At 60.2% G+C, this 20,085-nt stretch carries 14 protein-coding genes; 7 read left to right on the top strand and 7 right to left on the bottom strand.

What is annotated here, in order from left to right:
* Nucleotides 1-3 precede the first annotated feature (3 nt).
* Nucleotides 4-489, top strand: a complete 486-nt coding sequence (gene secB / locus RHP74_RS02050; protein WP_007949026.1) for a protein-export chaperone SecB — start codon at nucleotides 4-6, stop codon at nucleotides 487-489.
* 121 nt (nucleotides 490-610) lie between these two features.
* Here the strand turns inward: secB and RHP74_RS02055 are convergent, their stop codons facing one another.
* A complete protein-coding gene (locus tag RHP74_RS02055) occupies nucleotides 611-1,066 on the bottom strand; it encodes a tRNA (cytidine(34)-2'-O)-methyltransferase (protein WP_007949025.1) in 456 nt (151 codons plus the stop codon).
* Here RHP74_RS02055 and RHP74_RS02060 point away from each other — a divergent pair.
* The gene (locus RHP74_RS02060) at nucleotides 1,065-1,505 is read left to right on the top strand and encodes a hypothetical protein (protein ID WP_010464565.1); all 441 of its coding nucleotides are present in this window, start codon (nucleotides 1,065-1,067) and stop codon (nucleotides 1,503-1,505) included. The two genes, RHP74_RS02055 and RHP74_RS02060, sit on opposite strands and share 2 nt — an antisense overlap.
* A gap of 540 nt (nucleotides 1,506-2,045) precedes the next feature.
* On the opposite strand, the gene ntrC is transcribed toward RHP74_RS02060, so the two are convergent.
* The 5 genes from ntrC to glnA form a co-directional block, all read right to left on the bottom strand.
* The gene (gene ntrC, locus RHP74_RS02065) at nucleotides 2,046-3,482 is read right to left on the bottom strand and encodes a nitrogen regulation protein NR(I) (RefSeq protein WP_010464563.1); all 1,437 of its coding nucleotides are present in this window, start codon (nucleotides 3,480-3,482) and stop codon (nucleotides 2,046-2,048) included.
* Nucleotides 3,479-4,564, bottom strand: coding sequence for a nitrogen regulation protein NR(II) (gene glnL / locus RHP74_RS02070; RefSeq protein ID WP_010464561.1), 1,086 nt, complete (start codon nucleotides 4,562-4,564; stop codon nucleotides 3,479-3,481). Before glnL ends, ntrC begins: the two co-directional genes overlap by 4 nt.
* A gap of 231 nt (nucleotides 4,565-4,795) precedes the next feature.
* Complete coding sequence (locus RHP74_RS02075) at nucleotides 4,796-5,416, bottom strand: DUF4124 domain-containing protein (protein ID WP_311097536.1); 621 nt, start codon at nucleotides 5,414-5,416, stop codon at nucleotides 4,796-4,798.
* Nucleotides 5,413-5,922, bottom strand: coding sequence for a DUF4124 domain-containing protein (locus tag RHP74_RS02080; RefSeq protein WP_311097538.1), 510 nt, complete (start codon nucleotides 5,920-5,922; stop codon nucleotides 5,413-5,415). Before RHP74_RS02080 ends, RHP74_RS02075 begins: the two co-directional genes overlap by 4 nt.
* A 303-nt stretch (nucleotides 5,923-6,225) precedes the next feature.
* Nucleotides 6,226-7,632 carry a glutamate--ammonia ligase gene (gene glnA / locus RHP74_RS02085; protein WP_010464555.1) on the bottom strand — a complete coding sequence of 469 codons (1,407 nt, stop codon included), beginning with the start codon at nucleotides 7,630-7,632 and terminating at the stop codon, nucleotides 6,226-6,228.
* Between the two features lie 330 nt (nucleotides 7,633-7,962).
* Between glnA and thiI the strand changes: the two genes are divergently transcribed.
* Nucleotides 7,963-9,417: a tRNA uracil 4-sulfurtransferase ThiI gene (thiI, locus tag RHP74_RS02090; protein ID WP_042932446.1), complete on the top strand. Its 1,455-nt coding sequence runs from the start codon at nucleotides 7,963-7,965 to the stop codon at nucleotides 9,415-9,417.
* A gap of 139 nt (nucleotides 9,418-9,556) precedes the next feature.
* Nucleotides 9,557-11,377, top strand: coding sequence for a translational GTPase TypA (typA, locus tag RHP74_RS02095; RefSeq protein ID WP_010464551.1), 1,821 nt, complete (start codon nucleotides 9,557-9,559; stop codon nucleotides 11,375-11,377).
* A 209-nt stretch (nucleotides 11,378-11,586) separates the two neighbouring features.
* Here the strand turns inward: typA and RHP74_RS02100 are convergent, their stop codons facing one another.
* Nucleotides 11,587-12,030, bottom strand: a complete 444-nt coding sequence (locus RHP74_RS02100) for a YkgJ family cysteine cluster protein (protein WP_083375245.1) — start codon at nucleotides 12,028-12,030, stop codon at nucleotides 11,587-11,589.
* A gap of 256 nt (nucleotides 12,031-12,286) precedes the next feature.
* On the opposite strand from RHP74_RS02100, the gene RHP74_RS02105 reads away from it, so the two are divergent.
* From RHP74_RS02105 to RHP74_RS02115, 3 genes are all read left to right on the top strand, one after another.
* Nucleotides 12,287-14,737, top strand: a complete 2,451-nt coding sequence (locus tag RHP74_RS02105; RefSeq protein WP_077747594.1) for a glycogen/starch/alpha-glucan phosphorylase — start codon at nucleotides 12,287-12,289, stop codon at nucleotides 14,735-14,737.
* Nucleotides 14,738-15,008: 271 nt separating this feature from the next.
* Nucleotides 15,009-18,608 (top strand): DUF2339 domain-containing protein, encoded by a 3,600-nt coding sequence (locus RHP74_RS02110; protein WP_311097544.1) that lies wholly within the window; start codon nucleotides 15,009-15,011, stop codon nucleotides 18,606-18,608.
* Nucleotides 18,605-19,978: a DUF3999 domain-containing protein gene (locus tag RHP74_RS02115; RefSeq protein WP_311097546.1), complete on the top strand. Its 1,374-nt coding sequence runs from the start codon at nucleotides 18,605-18,607 to the stop codon at nucleotides 19,976-19,978. Before RHP74_RS02110 ends, RHP74_RS02115 begins: the two co-directional genes overlap by 4 nt.
* Nucleotides 19,979-20,085: the final 107 nt, after the last annotated feature.

Raw genomic sequence — 20,085 nt, forward strand, 5'->3', positions numbered from 1 at the left:
GAGATGACTGACCAACAGAACACTGCAGCTAGCGAAGAAGAAACCGCACCGCAATTCTCCTTGCAGCGCATCTACGTACGTGACTTGTCGTTCGAAGCCCCGAAAAGCCCGGCGATCTTCCGCCAGCAGTGGGAGCCAAGCGTCGGTCTGGATCTGAACACTCGTCAAAAGGCCCTGGAAGGCGACTTCCACGAAGTCGTGCTGACCTTGTCCGTGACCGTGAAAAACGGTGACGAAGTGGCGTTCATCGCTGAAGTGCAACAGGCCGGGATCTTCCTGATCAAGAACCTGGACGACGCTTCGATGAGCCACACCCTCGGCGCGTTCTGCCCGAACATCCTGTTCCCGTATGCTCGCGAGACCCTGGACAGCCTGGTGACCCGCGGTTCGTTCCCGGCCCTGATGCTGGCTCCGGTGAACTTCGACGCGCTGTACGCACAAGAACTGCAACGCATGCAGGCGGCTGGCGAGACTCCGACCGTTCAGTAAGCGGTTCAGCAACACCCATGTGGGAGCGAGCCTGCTCGCGAAAGCGGTGTTTCAGTCGGTATTGATGTCGACTGACACGCCCTCTTCGCGAGCAGGCTCGCTCCCACATTTGTTATGGGTGTTACTTGAAGCCGAGCTGACGCCAGCCTTCGTAGACGGCGACCGCCACGGTGTTCGACAGGTTCAGGCTGCGGCAGCCTTCGCGCATCGGCAAGCGCAGGCGTTGTTCGCCGGGCAGGGCATCGAGCACTTCTGCCGGCAAGCCACGGCTTTCAGGGCCGAACAGGAACGCGTCGCCCTCGGCGAAGCTGGCATCGTGGAACGGGCGCGAGCCCTTGGTGGTGAACGCGAACAGCCGTGGATGACCAAGACTTTCCAGGCAACTGGCGAGGTCCGCGTGGCGTTGCAGGGTGGCATACTCGTGGTAGTCGAGGCCGGCCCGGCGCAGGCGTTTGTCGTCCATCTCGAAGCCCAGCGGTTCGATCAAATGCAGGTGGCAGCCACTGTTGGCGCACAGCCTGATAACGTTGCCGGTATTCGGCGGAATTTCTGGTTGAAAGAGGATGACGTGAAACATGCACGGCTCCGAAGGTAAAGATGAGCGGCATTCTACGCCGCCCATCGATCCACGTTCGAAACTATTACCGCGGGTGATGGGTTCGCTGGCGATTGTCGGACTGATGGTGGGGCTGATGATCGGTCGCCTGACCACGCCTGACCCCAGCGAATTGCAACAGATCGAGGTGACGGACGATGGGCTGGTGGTGTGGTTCAACAACGAACCCAAATCCCATGGCGAATTCGTGGACGGCAGCCTCGCGCTGCTGTTCGAGGCGCAAGGCAAGGCGCAGAAAGGTCAGCTCAAGCTCAACGATAAGGTCGTGAACTGGCGGACGCGCTTGAGTGATGGGGGGTTGTTGCTGACGGTAGTAGCGGCCCGGCCACTGCTGGGCGAGTGGACCGGTAGCGAGGTCGATGACCGCTGGCGGCTGGAGATCCATCTCCGGGAGCAATAAAAGAGGGAATCCCCGGCCTGCCTGTACCAAGGTTCCCAAAACGGCAGGGCTCGCGCATGGCGTCGAGCCCGGTGTAAAGAAGGAACCCCTGACCTGCCTGTATCAAGGGCCCCAAAACTGGGGGGCTCGTCGCGAGTGCGGTATGAGCCCGATGTAAAGAGGGGAATCCCCGGCCTGCCTGTACCAAGGTCCCCGAAACCGGGAAGTGAACTGAATCACTGAATGGACTATTGCAGGGGGCGTGCCAGGTTTTAACAAGTTGAAACAGAAAGCTGCGCTGGAATGCCGAAAGCCCCGTATTACGGGGCTTTCGTGTTTTTTCGATCGGGGTTCAATTGCGAAAACCGGCGGGGTTCTGGATTTGTTTTTGTGCGCGATTGCGGTTCACGGTGCATTCAGTCGGTGCACGTTGGCCCCAAAAGCTTCGCGGGCAAGCCTCGCTCCTACAGGGTTTGCGCCATTTCAAGATTAGCGCGTGACCTGTAGGAGCGAGGCTTGCCCGCGAATGGATGTAACTGTCAGCGAAGATCCAAAGGCTGCTTAGCCTTCTTCCCCCTCATCATCATCCCCGCCATCAACCTTCATCCCCAATTCCTTGATCTTGCGCGTCAGGGTATTACGTCCCCAACCCAGCAAGACCGCCGCATCGCGACGTCGCCCGGCGGTGTGTTTCAGGGCGGTCTCGATCATGATCCGCTCGAACGCCGGTACCGCGCTGTCGAGCAAACTCGATTGACCGCGAGCCAACGCCTGATCAGCCCATTGACGCAGCGCTTGCTCCCAATTGGTCACAGGCGCCGAATCCTGCGGCAGGCTCAGCAGTTCCGGCGGCAGGTCGCTGATGTGCACTTCGCGACCCGAAGCCATCACCGTGATCCAGCGGCAGGTATTCTCCAGCTGACGCACGTTGCCGCCCCACGGCAGGTTCTTCAGGTATTCCTCGGTTTCGCTTTTCAGCAGCTTCGGTTCCACCGCCAGTTCTTGTGCAGCACGGCTGAGGAAGTGCTTGGCCAGGGTCGGGATGTCTTCGCGACGGTCCGACAGCCGTGGAATGTGGATGCGGATCACGTTGAGGCGGTGAAACAAGTCCTCACGAAATTTCCCGGCGTGCACCAGGGTTTCCAGGTTCTGGTGCGTCGCCGCGATGATGCGCACATCGACCTTCACCGGTGTATGACCGCCGACGCGATAGAACTCGCCGTCGGCCAGTACGCGCAGCAAGCGGGTCTGGGTGTCGGCCGGCATGTCGCCGATTTCATCGAGGAACAGCGTGCCGCCGTCCGCCTGCTCAAAGCGCCCGCGACGCAGGTTGGCTGCGCCGGTGAACGCGCCTTTCTCATGGCCGAACAACTCGGATTCCATCAGGTCTTTCGGGATCGCCGCCATGTTCAACGCGATGAAGGGCGATGCAGCCCGTGGACTATGGCGGTGCAGGGCGTGGGCTACCAATTCTTTACCGGTACCGGATTCACCGTTGATCAGCACGGTGATGTTGGAGTGGCTCAAGCGCCCTATGGCGCGAAACACTTCCTGCATCGCCGGCGCTTCGCCGATGATTTCCGGGGTGCGGGTCAAGGCGACCGGGACTTCCAGGCCTTGCTGTTCCTGGGCGTGCTGGTTGGCGCGTTTGACCAACGACACCGCTTCGTCGACGTCGAACGGTTTTGGCAGGTACTCAAACGCGCCGCCCTGATAGGACGCGACAGCGCTGTCCAGATCGGAGTGCGCAGTCATGATGATCACTGGCAACCGTGGGTGTTGCTCGCGAATCCGCGCCAGCAGGTCCAGGCCACTGGCACCCGGCATGCGGATGTCGGAGATGATCACGTCCGGCTGCTGGCGCGCCAGGCGGCTCATCACGCCATCGGCGCTGTCGAAGCTTTGCGTGGTCATGCCTTCCTGCTGCAAGGCTTTTTCCAGGACCCAACGAATAGAACGGTCGTCATCGACGATCCACACGGTTTCACTACGGCTCATGTCGATGTGGCTCCTTGTTCCAGGGGCAGAAAGATCGAGAAAGTGGTATGGCCTGGGTGGCTGTCACATTCGATCAGGCCCTGGTGCTGGCTGATGATGTTCTGGGTAATGGCCAGGCCCAGCCCGGTACCGTCCGGGCGGCCGCTGACCATGGGAAAGAAGATGGTTTCTTGCAGGTCCGCGGGAATGCCGGGACCGTTGTCGATGATTTCGATCTTGGTCACCAGGCGATGGCGCACGTGGCCAATGGTGAACTGGCGCATGGCGCGGGTGCGCAGGCTGATGCGGCCCAGGCGCAGCTCGTTCTGGCTGCTGATGGCCTGCATTGCGTTGCGCACGATGTTCAACACGGCCTGGATCATTTGTTCTCGGTCGATCAAGACGTCGGGAATGCTCGGGTCGTAGTCGCGCACCAAAGTGATGCAGCCCTGACTTTCGGCCTCGACCAGATGGCAGACACGCTCCAGCACTTCGTGGACGTTGCACATGGCCAATGACGGCAGCTTATTGGAGCCGAGCATGCGATCGACCAGATTGCGCAGGCGGTCGGCTTCTTCAATGATGACGTTGGTGTAATCGCGCAGGCTTTCCTCCGGCAGTTCACGGGCGAGCAATTGCGCCGCGCCGCGAATCCCGCCCAGCGGGTTCTTTATTTCGTGAGCGAGACCGCGCACCAGCATTTTGCTGGTTTCCTGTTTCGACAGTTGCGCCTCTTCCTTGGTGATCCGCAACAAGCGGTCACGGGGGTGGACTTCCAGCAGCAGCATCGTGGCGCCGTTGGCCAGGATCGGCGTTACCGCGTAGTCGACGGTCAGCGTCTGGCCGGTGAGGGCGGTGAGCATCGCTTCGCGCTTGGTAAACGGGTGCGCCTGCTCGACCGCCTGGCGCAAGGAATTCAGCGCTTCAGTGGATTCGGTGAACAACTCGCTGATGAACTGCCCATGGCTACGCTGACCGCTGATGGCCAGGAGCATCTCCGCCGCCGGGTTCATGTACTCGAGGCGCAATTCGGCATCGAGCAAAATGGTAGCGGTGGTCAGATTGTCGAGAAGCAGACGATGGAGTGCGTCACTGATGGTCATTTAGGACCTCTTTTGGAGCAGGGCATGCGCGCGAATAACGCGCCGATATGAGGAAAATGCAAAAACCAAACCAAGGCTCCGAAAAGAAGCGTTTAAAGCCTGAAACGGGCGTTTGACGCTCGTTTGCGTGGCGTTCTGCCAGCTTTTGCGGGTACTTTCGAACCAAAATGGGTTGAGATGTGGGTACGGTGCACCCTATTGCACCAATATAGTGCGCAAAGCTGAACGGCGTTAGAAGAAACGCAGGAAGGGATTTTTTTCTTCTACGGGTTTGTCTTTGAGCGGACATTCCGGCCGTTGACCATAGTCGGTGAGAGCGCAAGGTTTGACTTTGCGCTTCTGTGCGAGGGAGATGCGCAGCATCTGGAAGGGTTGATTGGCCGTGCGTTCGACGGTGCGACCCTGTTCGTCGAGGATTTCCACGGACAGGTTGTGGCGGCCACGGTCGATGTTGCTCAGGGCAAACACCGGACTGACGCCGGGCTCGGCGGTGGGTTGGCCGTCGAGCAGCAATCGGTAGCGGTGCCCTCGTTGCAGGCCTGGTTCATTGGTGACACTGACGATCAGCTCACCGGCATTGCTACGGACCGTAGCGTCCGGTTCCGGGACAAGCACGCGGAGCATGTCGTAGTGGAACAAGGGTTTGTCTTCGGTTTTTTGCGTAGCGGTCACCGGCGCGGCCCCGCTGGGGTTGGCAGACATGCGATTGCTCGTCGCCAGCGGCACACGCTTGGCGTTGCCTGAGCCTGGCTGGTCGGTGTAGACCCGGTTGCCCTGGGCGTCGACGTAGGTGAACACCTCGGCCGTGACCGGCAGCGCGATCAGGCAGGCGATCAGCAGCCACATCCTCATCGCTTGTGCACCCGTTGCACGGTAAATGTCTGCGTCGGGCTTTGCTGGATGATGTTCTCGCCATCGATCACCTGCACCGCCAGGCTGTGTTCGCCACGATCGATGTTCACCAGTTGCAGGATCGGCACGTTGCTCGATTGCCCATAGGGTTGGCCATCAAGCAACAACCTGAACAGATGCGGCGCTTGCAGGCGCGGTTTGATCAGGACGCTGACTGTGAACGTGCCGTTGTTGGCGCGCAGGGCTTCGTCGGTGGGTAAACCGGTCAACTCCAGCACCTCATAGGCGCTGCGCGGCGGCTCGCGGTTGCTGGCTTCGGCAGCGGGCGCGGGAGGTGCCTGAGGCGCAACGCTGTTGAGCGGTGGCAACTCGACCGGCTGCGTCTTGACGCCATCGGGTGGCTGATTGCTGTAGGCGGTGTTGCCGGAGGCGTCAGTGTACTTATAGATCTGCGCTGCGGCGGGCAGGGCGATCAGCAGCCACATCAGAAGAAAACCACGACCCATAAAATCGACCAGAAACAAAAGCGTTGGGGTGCAGCATAGGTCAGGGGTGGCGGTTGACCCAATTCAAAAACATCCGGGCATGATTTACAGGGATCTCCCAAACACAACAAAACCCTGTAGGAGTGAGCCTGCTCGCGATAACGGTGGATCAGCCAACATCAATATTGAATGAAACAATGCCATCGCCGGGAAGCCGGTCTCACTCCCACAGGGTTTTTCAGCGCTTGTTGAATCGCGGGCATAAAAAAGACCTCCCGAAGGAGGCCTCTTTCTTGTCACGCCGCTTGCGCAGGCGCTACCGGATCAGCAGCTGTAGTACAGCTCATATTCCAGTGGGTGTACGAAGGTGCGGACCTTGATTTCTTCTTCGCTTTTCAGAGCGATGTAAGCGTCGATGAAGTCATCGGAGAACACGCCGCCTTTGGTCAGGAACGCGCGACCTTTGTCCAGCTCTTCCAGGGCTTCTTTCAGGCTGCCGCAAACTTGTGGGATCTCTTTCGCCTCTTCAGGCGGCAGGTCGTACAGGTTTTTGTCAGCTGCGTCGCCAGGGTGGATCTTGTTCTGGATGCCGTCCAGGCCAGCCATCAACAGTGCAGCGAAGCCCAGGTACGGGTTGGCTGCTGGATCCGGGAAGCGGGCTTCGATACGGCGAGCGCGAGGGCTGGACACGTAAGGAATACGGATCGAAGCGGAACGGTTACGAGCCGAGTAGGCCAGCATTACCGGCGCTTCGAAACCTGGGACCAGACGCTTGTAGGAGTTGGTCGACGGGTTGGTGAAGCCGTTCAGGGCCTTACCGTGCTTGATGATGCCGCCGATGAAGTACAGGGCGGTGTCGGACAGGCCGGCATAGCCTTCGCCAGCGAAGGTGTTCTTGCCATCTTTGGCGATGGACAGGTGAACGTGCATACCCGAACCGTTATCGCCGTACAGCGGCTTAGGCATGAAGGTCGCGGTGCGGCCGTAGGCATCAGCCACGTTGTGTACGCAGTACTTCAGGGTCTGAACTTCGTCAGCCTTGGCCACCAGGGTGTTGAACTTCACACCGATTTCGTTCTGGCCGGCAGTGGCCACTTCGTGGTGGTGAACTTCGATAACCAGGCCCATCTCTTCCATGGCGTTGCACATGGAGGTACGGATTTCATGGTCGTGGTCGAACGGCGGAACCGGGAAGTAGCCGCCTTTGACGCCTGGACGGTGGCCTTTGTTGCCGCCTTCCACGTCCTGGTCGGACATCCACGAACCTTGTTCGGAGTAGATCTTGAACATCGAACCGGAGATGTCGGACTTGAACTTCACTTCGTCGAAGATGAAGAATTCTGGCTCTGGACCTACGAATACGGTGTCGCCGATACCGGTCGACTTCAGGTATTCCTCGGCACGCTTGGCGATCGCACGTGGGTCACGGTCGTAGCCTTGCATGGTCGAAGGCTCGATCACGTCGCAAACCAGAATCAGGGTCGGCTCTTCGGTGAACGGGTCGAGAACGGCAGTGCTGTCGTCCGGCATCAGGATCATGTCGGAGGCTTCGATGCCTTTCCAGCCAGCGATGGAGGAACCGTCGAACATTTTGCCTTCTTCGAAGAAAGCTTCATCCAGCGCGTCGCGAGCCGGCATGGTCACGTGGTGCTGAGTGCCTTTGGTGTCCGTGAAGCGCAGATCAATCCACTTGACGTCATGATCTTTGATGAGTTGAACCGACTTCGACATAGTGTCCTCCGGGTGGCTTCGGGCTTAGTAGTGGATGCCCTTAGAATGTGGGTGATGCCGGCGCGAATACTCTGCCAAGGCAACCTGCCTCACAAGGGAGCAAATTGCATGCCAGTGCCCCAGCATGGGTTTTTTGCCCCAATATCACGCTTATAAAGGCACAAAGCGTCTGTAAGCGGAAAATCTCGCCCTACAATGTAGCGTTAAAATCATCAAATGACCTGTTTTGGTGCGCGCAAAACCTTCTGCACATTAACTGGTTAAACCTTGAGCAATTTCCGCTATAATCCGCGCCCCCCTTTTTCGGCTGGGCCTGCGCGCGCTGTTTTCATGAAATTAATCGTAAAAGTCTTCCCCGAGATCACCATCAAGAGCCGCCCGGTACGGATGCGTTTCATCCGCCAGTTGGCCAAAAATATCCGTACCGTGCTCCGCGACCTGGACCCGGCTGTGGTGGTGAACGGTGTGTGGGACAATCTCGAGCTGGAAACCCGCGTCAGCGAGCCCAAAGCCCTGAAGGAGATGACCGAGCGCCTGAGCTGCATGCCGGGCATCGCGCATTTCCTGCAAGTCGATGAATACCCGCTGGGCGACTTCGACGACATCGTCGCCAAGTGCAAGCAGCACTTCGGTGATGCGCTGGCCGGGAAGATCTTTTCGGTGCGCTGCAAGCGTGCCGGCAAGCACGAATTCAGTTCGATGGACGTCGAGAAATACGTCGGCAGCCAACTGCGTCGTCAGTGCGGCGCCGCGGGAATCTCGCTGAAAGAGCCGGAAATCGAAGTCCGCCTCGAAATTCGCGACAAACGGTTGTTCGTGATCCACAGCCAGCACAACAGCATCGGCGGTTATCCGCTGGGCGCCCTGGAACAGACGCTTGTGCTGATGTCGGGTGGGTTCGATTCCACGGTGGCTGCGTACCAGATCATGCGCCGCGGCCTGATGAGCCATTTCTGCTTCTTTAATCTGGGCGGGCGGGCCCATGAACTGGGCGTCATGGAAGTCGCGCACTTCATCTGGAAGAAGTACGGCAGCTCCCAACGCGTGTTATTTGTGAGTGTGCCATTCGAGGAAGTACTGGGAGAAATTCTCGGGAAAGTCGATAACAGTCATATGGGTGTAGTTTTGAAGCGTATGATGTTGCGCGCTGCTTCCCGTATTGCCGATCGGCTGGACATCGAAGCGCTGGTTACCGGCGAGGCGATTTCCCAGGTGTCGAGCCAGACACTGCCGAACCTGTCCGTGATCGACTGCGTGACCGACAAGCTGGTCTTGCGTCCGCTGATCGCCAGTCACAAGCAGGACATCATCGACCTGGCCAACGAAATCGGTACTGCCGACTTCGCCAAGCACATGCCGGAATATTGCGGGGTCATCTCGGTGAACCCCAAGACCCACGCCAAGCGTCCGCGCGTGGAGTACGAAGAACAACAGTTCGACATGGCAGTACTTGAGCGTGCGCTCGAGAACGCCAAACTGGTGCCGATCGATCGCGTGATCGACGAATTGGGCCAGGACTTGCAGATCGAAGAAGTCAGCGAAGCGTTGGCTGGTCAGATCGTCATCGACATCCGTCACCCGGATGCCGCTGAAGACGACCCGCTGGGCCTTGCTGGCATTGAGGTACAAACGATGCCGTTTTATGCATTGAACGCTCGTTTCAAGGAACTGGACCCTACTCGCCAGTACCTGCTGTATTGCGACAAAGGCGTGATGAGTCGCCTGCATGCCCACCATTTGCTCAGTGAGGGGCATGCCAATGTGCGCGTTTATCGACCGAGCTAAGTGCCCGGGGCTGTTTGCCTGTGGCCTGCGTCACCGGCCCCCCGACGCCGCCGTCAAGCTGTAACGGCTTTGCCGGACTCTACTGTTAATCGCTGCCAAGACTTGTCAGCACACCGAATCCTCTGATCGAGATACACAAGTGATCGAAAATCTACGCAACATCGCCATCATTGCTCACGTTGACCATGGTAAGACCACCCTGGTAGACAAACTCTTGCGTCAATCCGGCACCCTGGAGCGCAACGAGCTCAACGACGAGCGCGTGATGGACTCCAACGACCAGGAGAAAGAACGCGGTATTACCATTCTGGCGAAAAACACCGCCATCAACTGGAACGGCTACCACATCAACATCGTGGACACCCCGGGCCACGCCGACTTCGGCGGCGAAGTTGAACGCGTAATGTCGATGGTTGACTCCGTTCTGCTGCTGGTTGACGCTCAAGACGGCCCTATGCCGCAAACCCGTTTCGTGACCAAGAAGGCTTTCGAAGCCGGCCTGCGTCCAATCGTGGTGATCAACAAGGTTGACCGTCCAGGCGCGCGTCCGGACTGGGTTCTGGACCAGATCTTCGACCTGTTCGACAACCTCGGTGCTACCGAAGAACAGCTGGACTTCAAAGTCGTCTACGCCTCGGCCCTGAACGGCATTGCCGGTCTGGAACACACCGACATGGCTGAAGACATGACCCCGCTGTACCAGTCGATCGTCGACAACGTACCTGCGCCGAAAGTCGACCGTGAAGGTCCGTTCCAGATGCAGATCTCCGCTCTGGACTACAACAGCTTCCTGGGTGTTATCGGCGTTGGCCGTATCGCTCGTGGCCGCATCAAGCCGAACACTCCGGTTGTTGCTATCGACGCCGACGGCAAGAAGCGTAACGGTCGTATCCTGAAGCTGATGGGTCACCACGGTCTGCACCGTATCGACGTTGAAGAAGCAGCTGCCGGCGACATCGTCTGCATCAGCGGCTTCGACCAGCTGTTCATCTCCGACACTCTGTGCGACCCACTGAACGTCGAAGCGATGAAGCCGCTGACCGTTGACGAGCCAACCGTTTCCATGACCTTCCAGGTAAACGACTCGCCTTTCTGCGGTAAAGAAGGCAAGTTCGTGACGTCCCGTAACATCAAGGAACGTCTGGACAAAGAACTGCTCTACAACGTTGCCCTGCGCGTTGAAGAAGGCGACACCGCCGACAAGTTCAAAGTCTCCGGCCGTGGTGAGCTGCACCTCTCGGTACTGATCGAAACCATGCGTCGCGAAGGCTTCGAAATGGGTGTTGGTCGTCCGGAAGTGATCATCCGCATGGTTGACGGCGTGAAGCACGAACCGTACGAAAACGTGACCATCGACCTGCCAGAAGAATCGCAAGGTTCGATCATGGAACAGATCGGTATCCGTAAAGGCGACCTGACCAACATGGTTCCGGATGGCAAGGGCCGTGTGCGCCTTGAGTACAACATCCCGGCTCGTGGCCTGATCGGTTTCCGTAACGAGTTCCTGACCCTGACCTCCGGTGCAGGCATCCTGACCTCGATCTTCGATCGTTACGACGTGATGAAGTCCGGCGACATGTCCGGCCGTCAGAACGGCGTGCTGGTTTCGGTTGCTACCGGTAAGGCTCTGACTTACTCGCTGGAAACCCTGCAAGCTCGCGGCAAACTGTTCCTGGGTCACGGTGAAGACGTGTACGAAGGTCAAATCGTCGGCATCAACAGCCGCGACAACGACCTGGGCGTCAACCCAACCAAAGGCAAGAAGCTCGACAACATGCGTGCCTCGGGTAAAGACGAAACCATCGCTCTGGTTCCGCCTATCCGTTTCACCCTGGAACAAGCTCTGGAATTCGTTCAAGAAGACGAATTGTGCGAAGTCACTCCTAAGTCCATCCGTCTTCGCAAGAAGATCCTGGGCGAAAGCGAGCGTACCCGCGCTGCCAAGAAAGCCGGTAACTGAGTCTCGACTTAGTTAGCTGCTAAAAAAACGCCCCCGACCGCAAGGTCGGGGGCGTTTTTGTTTGTCTGGGGTTTGTGCGGTGTCAGTTCGGGTCCCTTCGCGGGCAAGCCTCGCTCCTACGGGTTTTGCACGCGTCACAAGAACGGCGCATGACCTGTAGGAGCGAGGCTTGCCCGCGAAGGCGATCTATCCGGCAGCGTGATTGCGGATCAGAACTTCTCAAGCGTCCTACGGCTAGCGCTGCTCTCGCGCGCCACTTCTTTAGGCTTGTATGCGCAATACCCCGGCCGTGGCCCGATTTTCGGGTGATTGCGGCAAGTGTCCGGGCGCTTTTCATAAATAGTGCACAGACGGCTCTTACGATCCAGGTACAGGCAATCGTTGTTGCTCATGCGCTGGAGGGTGAAGATCTCGGACTTCTGGTTGTAACGCTCGACGATCCCTTCCTTCTGCAAGCGCTTGGCAATGTTCTTTGGCGGCTCGCCGCGCTCGAACTCGTCGACGATGCCGATGCGGATAAGGTCCTTGATCTTGACCTCGACCGGCAGCGTGCAGCAGCTGGATACACACGAGCCGCACATCGGTGCAGAATATTTGGCCCAGGTATCGAGGCGATCGATCTCCGCAGCGGCGATCAGGTTGGACTTCATCATCGGTTGTTACCAGCGTGTGCATCAGGGCGCGCGATCATACCGGGACTGGTGGATTTTTGAACAACCTTTCGCCAGATTTTTTCTCCTTCGCTCAAAAAACACCGTTAATCCGGCACGGCCCCTGCATTGATTCAGGCACATGACAATGTAATGCCGCCCTATCTCGCACTATCAGGAAAAACTGCCGAACCAGAGTCCCAACGGCCTGTCAGACCGTCTAGGCTCAACAACTCCACGCTCGCTCGAGGTCCTATCGATGACTCAAGAACCACTTGTTCGCGAAGCAGAGGTGGCCGCATTTCGCGATGCCGTCTTGACCAAACTCACCTACGCGGTGGGCAAAGACCCGGATCACGCCTTCGACCACGACTGGTTCGAAGCCATTGCGTTGGCAGCGCGCGATCACATGGTCGAGCACTGGATGGATCACACCCGGCAGATCTACCGCAAAGGTCAGAAACGGGTTTACTACCTCTCCCTGGAATTTCTCATCGGCCGGCTGCTCTACGACAGCCTGAGCAACCTTGGCCTGCTCGACGTCGCCCGCGAAGCGCTGACCGAACTCGGCGTCGACCTGGAACGTATCCGCCTGCTGGAGCCCGACGCGGCGCTGGGCAACGGCGGCCTCGGTCGTCTGGCAGCGTGCTTCATGGAAAGCATGTCGACCCTCGGCATCGCTGGCCACGGCTACGGTATTCGTTATGAACACGGCTTGTTCCGCCAGGCCATCGTCGACGGCTGGCAGCAGGAGCAAACCGAACACTGGCTGGACTTCGGCAACCCGTGGGAATTTGAACGGCCTGAAGTCGTGTACCCGATTGGCTTCGGCGGCAGTGTCGAAACCGTCACCGATGAAAACGGCAAGTCCAAGCAAGTCTGGTCCCCGGCGGAAACCGTGCGGGCCATTGCCTACGACACGCCGGTGGTCGGCTGGCGCGGGGCGAGCGTCAATACGCTGCGCCTGTGGCGTGCCCGCGCCATGGAAGATTTGCACCTGGAGCGCTTCAACGCCGGTGACCACTTGGGCGCTGTGGCCGAAGTCGCCCGGGCAGAAAGCATCTCCCGCGTGCTCTACCCGGCGGACAGCACCGAAGCCGGCCAGGAACTGCGCCTGCGCCAGGAATACTTCTTTGTCGCCGCGTCCTTGCAGGATTTGCTGCGCCGCCATCGCAACATGCACACCTCGGTCCTGACCCTGGGCGACCACGCGGCGATCCAGCTCAACGACACGCACCCGTCAATCGCCGTGGCCGAACTGATGCGTCAGCTCGTCGACGTCTACGACGTGGCGTGGGATGCCGCATGGCAGGTCACCGTCGACACGCTCTCGTACACCAACCACACGCTGTTGCCGGAGGCGCTGGAAACCTGGCCGGTCGGTTTGATGGAGCGGATGCTGCCGCGGCACATGCAGATCATTTACCAGATCAACGCCCAGCACATTGACTCGTTGCGCGCCAAAGGCATTCACGACTTCGACGTGCTGCGTGCGGTGTCGCTGATCGAGGAAGACAACGGCCGCCGAGTGCGCATGGGCAACCTGGCGTTCCTCGGATCCCACAGCGTCAACGGTGTGTCCGCACTGCACACGCAACTGATGCGCAAAACCGTGTTCTCCGAACTGCACAAGCTCTATCCGGAGCGGATCAACAACAAGACCAACGGCATCACCTTCCGCCGCTGGCTCTACCAGGCCAACCCCGAGCTGACGTCGATGATGGTCGACGCCCTCGGCCCGGACCTGTTGGACAACGCTGAAGCACGCCTGAAGGAACTGGAGCCGTTTGCCGAGAAAGCTGCGTTCCGCAAAGCCTTCGCCGAGCAGCGGCTGCACAGCAAAAAAGCCCTGGCGTACCTGATTCATGAACGACTGGGGATCGCGGTCAACCCGGCGGCCATGTTCGACGTGCAGGTCAAGCGGATCCACGAATACAAACGCCAGTTACTCAACCTGATGCACACCGTGGCGTTGTACCAGGCGATTCGCGCCGAGCCGGAAATCGACTGGGTGCCGCGGGTGAAGATCTTCGCCGGCAAGGCGGCGGCCAGTTATCACCAGGCCAAGCTGATCATCAAGTTGACCAACGACATCGCCCGGGTGGTGAACAACGACCCGACGGTGCGCGGTCTGCTCAAAGTGGTGTTCCTGCCCAACTACAACGTCAGCCTGGCGGAAAGCATCATTCCGGCGGCGGATTTGTCGGAGCAGATTTCCACCGCGGGCTTTGAAGCCTCGGGCACCAGCAACATGAAGTTCGGCCTCAACGGTGCGCTGACCATCGGCACCCTCGATGGCGCCAACGTTGAAATGTGCGAGTTCATCGGCCCCGAGCACATGTTCATCTTCGGTCTCAGTGCCCAGCAGGTTGAGGCGCGCAAGCAGAACCATGAGTTCAATGCGACTCCGGATATTGCCGCATCACACCGTTTGAATGACGTGCTGCAAGCGATTCGCGGCGGGGTGTTCTCGCCGGATGATCCGGCCCGTTACACCGGGTTGATCGACTCGCTGATCGATTACGACCGCTTCCTGGTCTGCGCCGATTTCGATTCCTATTGGGACGCGCAGATGCGCGTGGAAGCCCATTGGCATGATTCGCAAGCCTGGTGGCGTTCGGCGGTGTTGAATACTTCCCGGATGGGTTGGTTCTCGTCCGACCGGACCATTCGCGAGTACGCCACGGATATCTGGAAGGCATTGGAGTAACTTTTAGCAATAATTGCGAGCAAGGCCCGGCGGTTGTTGGGCCTGATCGATATACTAAGCCCCAGTTTCACCGGGCAGCAGACACTGGCAATCCATTGTGGGAGCGAGCCTGCTCGCGAAAGCGGTCTGACATTCAACGTCAATGCTGAATGTCATGGCCCCTTCGCGAGCAGGCTCGCTCCCACAGGTTTGTGTGGTTTCACACTAGACTCAGCCAGAGACTGCTTCACCCGGATTCGCCCCGCAGCGGGGCCGCTTAGGGATATCGACCATGCAATGGATGTTCATGCTGATTGGGCTGGTGCTGGGCTGGATACTCGATGAGTCATTCAGCGATGCGCTATTGGGTGCGCTGCTCGGGTTGGGAGTAGGGCAGGCCATTCGTATCGGCCGCCTGGATTCAGAAGCGACCGAGCAACGTCGTCTGCTGGAGCAGGCGCAGGTTGCGCTCAATGGCGTGCAGCAACGCCTGGCATTGTTGGAGGTGCCGGGCGTCACAACGCCTGAAACCAGCGAGCCGGTTGCCAGCGAAGCCGCTCCGTCGCCTGAGTTCACCCTCGATGACATTCCTGTCGAAACCCCCGAGCTGATCTGGGATCTTCCGCCCGAACTCGAGCCGATGAGCGCAACGGCAGCGCAAACCAGCCGTCCGCTGCCCGACGATGTCTGGAAACCCGATCCTGTTACCCGCGAACCGCAACAACCCGCCGTCCCGCGTGGCCCGAACTTCATCGAGCGGGCCATCAGCGGCGCTCGCAACTGGCTGTTCGGCGGCAACACCGTGCTGCGGGTCGGCGTGGTGCTGTTGTTCCTCGGTCTGGCGTTCTTGCTGCGGTATGCCACCGAAGGCATGGTGGTGCCGATCGAACTGCGTTACGCCGGGGTTGCGGCCGCTGCGTTGGGCTTGCTTGGTCTGGGTTGGTGGCTAAGAACACGCAACAGCAATTACGCGCTGATGCTGCAAGGCACCGGCATCGCCGTGTTGTACCTGACGGTGTTTGCCGCGATGCGCCTGCACCCGCTACTCGATCCAAGCGCCGCCCTGGGGCTGCTGGTCGCGGTCACGGTGTTCTCGGCGATTCTCGCCATCACTCAGGATGCGTTGGGCCTGGCCGCGGCCGCTGCACTCGGCGGCTTCGCGGCACCGATCCTGACTTCCACCGGCGCCGGCAACCACGTCGCGCTGTTCAGCTACTTCGCCTTGCTCAACGCCGGCATCCTCGCCATCGCCTGGTTCAAGGCCTGGCGACTGCTGAACCTGATCGGTTTCGTCGGCACTTTCGGCATCGGTTTCGCCTGGGGCCTGCGCTCCTACACACCGGAATTGCTGTGGAGCACCGAACCGTTCCTGGTGCTGTTCTTCCTGATGTACCTGGCCATCGGTCTGCTGTTTGCCCGGCGCAAGTTGCTGGAGATGAGCGACGCCCCCGAGGACGATAGCCGTGAGGCGCTGCTGCGCTGGTCGGCGCGCAAGGGCGATTACGTCGACGGCACGATGCTGTTCGGCCCGCCGCTGGTGGGCTTCGGATTGCAGTTCGCGCTGGTTCAGCATTTGGAATTTGCCGCAGCGTTCAGTGCCTTGGCCTTGGGCATGATCTACATGGGCCTGGCGCGTTTCCTGATGGGCGGCCGCGCATTGCTGCTCGCGGAAACCTGTTTGGCGCTGGGCGTGATCTTCGCCAGCCTCGCGATTCCGCTGGGGCTCGACGCGCGCTGGACGGCTGCCGCTTGGGCGGTCGAGGGCGCGGGCATTTTCTGGCTCGGCCTGCGTCAGCAACGACCGCTGGCTCGTGCGTTTGCCTTATTGCTGCAACTGGGCTCGGCCATCGCGTTTGTCAGCGAATTGCGCATCGGCGACGGCAGTTTGCTCGACGGCGCTCCGCTGGGCGCGTTGATGCTCGGCGTGGCGTTGTTGTTCAGCTTCTATCAATTGCGCAAAGCCCTGCCCGAACAGACATCGGAATGGGAGCGCAAAGGGCGGCCGGTGTTGGCTTGCCTGGGCCTGACCTTCCTCTATCTGTTGGCGCCATTGTTCTTCCTGACCCACGGCACCGCCATCAGCTGGGCGTTGGCGGGGTTGGCGACGTTGTTTGTCGGTCTGCGCCTGCAATCACGCACGTTCCTGTTCACCGCGTTCGCTGTGCAATTGCTTGGCGGTGCACTGTTCCTGCTGCGCTTGCAAGGTTCCAGCGGTGAGTCTGGCGCCGTGTTTAGCGCGGGTTGGAGCGGTTTGCTCAGCGCGTCTTTGATCGGCCTCGCGCTGATCGCCGGCATGTTGCTCGCCGCGCGTGATGAGATGGTGCGCAGCGATGTCCGGCTGCTGCGCGGCTTGTCGGTGGTGTTGCTGGCGGGTCTGGTGCTGATCAATCTGGCGGTGCTGTTCGTGCTGCCCTGGCAGACCGCGAGTGCGGTGTGGGCGGCCAGTGGCTTGTTCATCATTTGGCTGAGCCTGTACCTCAAGCAGCGCGTGAGTTTTGTCTTCGGCCTGCTGTTGCAGGTGATTGGCGGAGCAGCGTTCCTGTTCGCCGGGCCGGACCTGCTCGGGCCGCTGGCCAGCGAAGGGTTGAAACCTCTGGCCCACAGCGGTTTCTGGACGCCGCTGGTGTTGGGCCTGGCCGCGATGGTCGGAGCGTGGCGCTTGCAACTTGGCAACCATGCCTCGGCGTTTGATGTGCTGAGCTTGCAGCGTTTGTCCGAAGTGTTGCTGGTGTGGGGCGCAGGCTGGTGGGCGCTGGCGTGGATCAGCGAAGTGCTGCGTTTTGCACCGCTGAATCTCCAAGCAACCTTGTTGCTGGCGGTTGCCGCCTTGAGCGTGGCGCTGTGGGCGGTGTTGGCGCTGCGCTTGAATTGGTCGTCGCTGGGCCTGCTTTGCACCTTGCTGATGCCCGCTGCCGGTCTGGTACTGCTCGCCGCGTGGCACTCGCGTTATCACCCGGCAGCCAATTTCGGTTGGCTGGTGTGGGCGGCCGTGTTCGTCGTGCATTTCATCTCCCTGCGACGTCTGGCGCCGATGTTGCCGGCGCGTGCCCTGAGCACCGCTCATGTGCTCGGCTGCTGGCTGTTGATCGGTGTGCTGGCCTTGGAGCTGCGTTACGGTTTGCTGCTGTTGTCCGAGCAGTACAACGCCTGGCGCTGGCTGGGTTGGGCGATCCTGCCGAGTCTGTATCTGGTGCTGATGGCGGCGCCACGGAATGGGCCTTGGCCTGTTTCGGCGTATCCACGCGAGTACCGTTTTTATGCGGCGGCACCGTTGGCGCTGCTGATGCTCGGCTGGTTCTGGCTGGCGAATATCGTCAGCGACGGCACGGCCGAGCCGCTGCCCTATGTGCCGCTGGTCAATCCGTTGGAGTTGGGTCTGCTGTTTGCGCTGTTCGGCGTCTACGTCTGGTCCCGCAGCGCCGTGACGCAACTGGCGATTCGCAAAGATTACATAGCGCACGCCACGCAACTGATCGCCGGGGTCTCGCTGTTCGCGTTCTTCACCGCACTGGTGATGCGCACCGCGCACCATTGGGGCGGTGTGCCGTTCGAGCTCGATGCGTTGCTTGAATCGATGCTGGTGCAGGCGGGGCTGTCCATCGTCTGGACCCTGATGGCGCTGAGCCTGATGATCGGCGGCCATCTGCGTCATCGCCGTGAAGTCTGGCTGATCGGCGCCGCGCTGATTGGTGTGGTGGTGGCCAAACTGTTCTTTGTCGAACTGAGTAACCGTGGCGGCCTTGCGCGGATTGTGTCGTTTATCGGCGTCGGCGTGTTGCTGCTGGTGGTGGGCTATTTCGCGCCGCTGCCGCCCAAGCGCGCCGAGGCTGCGCGCCAAGGCGGAGCCGACGCTGAAAGGCCGGCCCCTGAAACCGAAGGAGTGTCGTCTTGAGTCAGAAGTTGAACCTGGGCTGGTTGGGCGCTGTTGCGTTGGGTGTGGCGCTGTCCGCCAGCGCTCAGGAAAAACCGGCGGACTTTGCCACGCACGTGCCGTTGTCGGTGAGCGGCGAAGGGCCTTGGTATCGCCTCGAATTGCCCTTGAGCGTGCAACTCAATGCGCGGCAAACGGACCTCAGCGATGTTCGCGTGTTCAACGCTGCCGGTGAGGCCCAGGCCTACGCCTTGGCTCGCGAGGCGGCGTCAACCCGGGAAAATCGTACGCTGACCGATGTGAAGTGGTTCCCGCTGTACACCTCGGCGGACGCCACGGAGCGTGCGCCGGGCATCCGCGTGCAATCGAGCGAGAACGGCACGTTGGTCGAAGTGCAACCGTCCAGTCAGCTGGAGGCGGGCGAAGAAGTGCTGCGCGGCTGGTTGCTCGACGCCAGCGCCATCAAGGCGCCGTTGCAGCAGTTGATCCTCGACTGGACCAGCGAGCGCGATGGCTTTCAGCGTTTCACCATCGAGGCCAGCGACGACTTGCAGCATTGGCAGTCGTGGGGCGAAGGCCAGGTGGCGCGGCTGACGTTTGCCGATGAACGGGTCGAGCAGCATGAAGTCGGCTTGCCGGGGCAATCGGCGCGTTATCTGCGCCTGCTGTGGAATTCACCGCAATTGGCACCGACGCTGACGTCTGCGCAGCTGCAAAGCGCGAGTCCCCGCAGTCTGCCGCTGCCGTTGGTCTGGTCGCAGCCGCTGGCGGGCAGCAGCGTTAAGGCGGGTGAGTACACCTGGCAGTTGCCGATGGGGCTGAATGTCGAGCGGGTTCAGGTCGAGCTGAGTCAGCCCAACAGCCTGGCGCCGGTGACGTTGTCCGGTCGTCGCGAAAGCAGCCTGCCGTGGCAGCCGCTGACCAGCGGTTTACTCTATCGCCTGACCCAGAGTGGCCAGGACGTGGTGCAGAACGAATTGCAGCTGTCGGGGCAAACCGTGCAGCAGTTGAAGCTGGTCGTGGATGAGCGCGGCGGTGGCTTGGGTGCTGAAGCGCCGACGTTGAAGTTTGCTGTGCGCTCGACGCAATTGGTGTTCCTGGCGCGTGGGGCGGGGCCTTATACGCTGGCGCTGGGGAGTGCGACGGTGAGGGCGGCGAACCTGCCGTTGTCGACGCTGATCCCGGATTACAGCGCGGCCAAGTGGGCGGCGCTGGGCAAGGCTTCGGTGGAGGGTGCGGCGATGGTGAGCAACTCCTCCACGGTGACTGCGGCCGCGACAGCGGACACGGACTGGAAGAAGTTCGGGTTGTGGGGGGTGTTGCTGCTGAGCGTGCTGTTTCTCGCAGCGATGGCGTTCAGTTTGCTGCGCAAGCCCCCCGTTAAACCCTGAACCTGTGGCGAGGGAGCTTGCTCCCGTTCGGCTGCGAAGCAGTCGTAACTTCTGCGGCTGCATGTTCTCGGACAAATGGCGGCGAATGCTTCAGGGGGCCGCTTCGC

Origin of the sequence: Pseudomonas sp. SG20052, assembly GCF_031766055.1 — a bacterium.
Classification (GTDB): Bacteria; Pseudomonadota; Gammaproteobacteria; order Pseudomonadales; family Pseudomonadaceae; genus Aquipseudomonas; species Aquipseudomonas mandelii.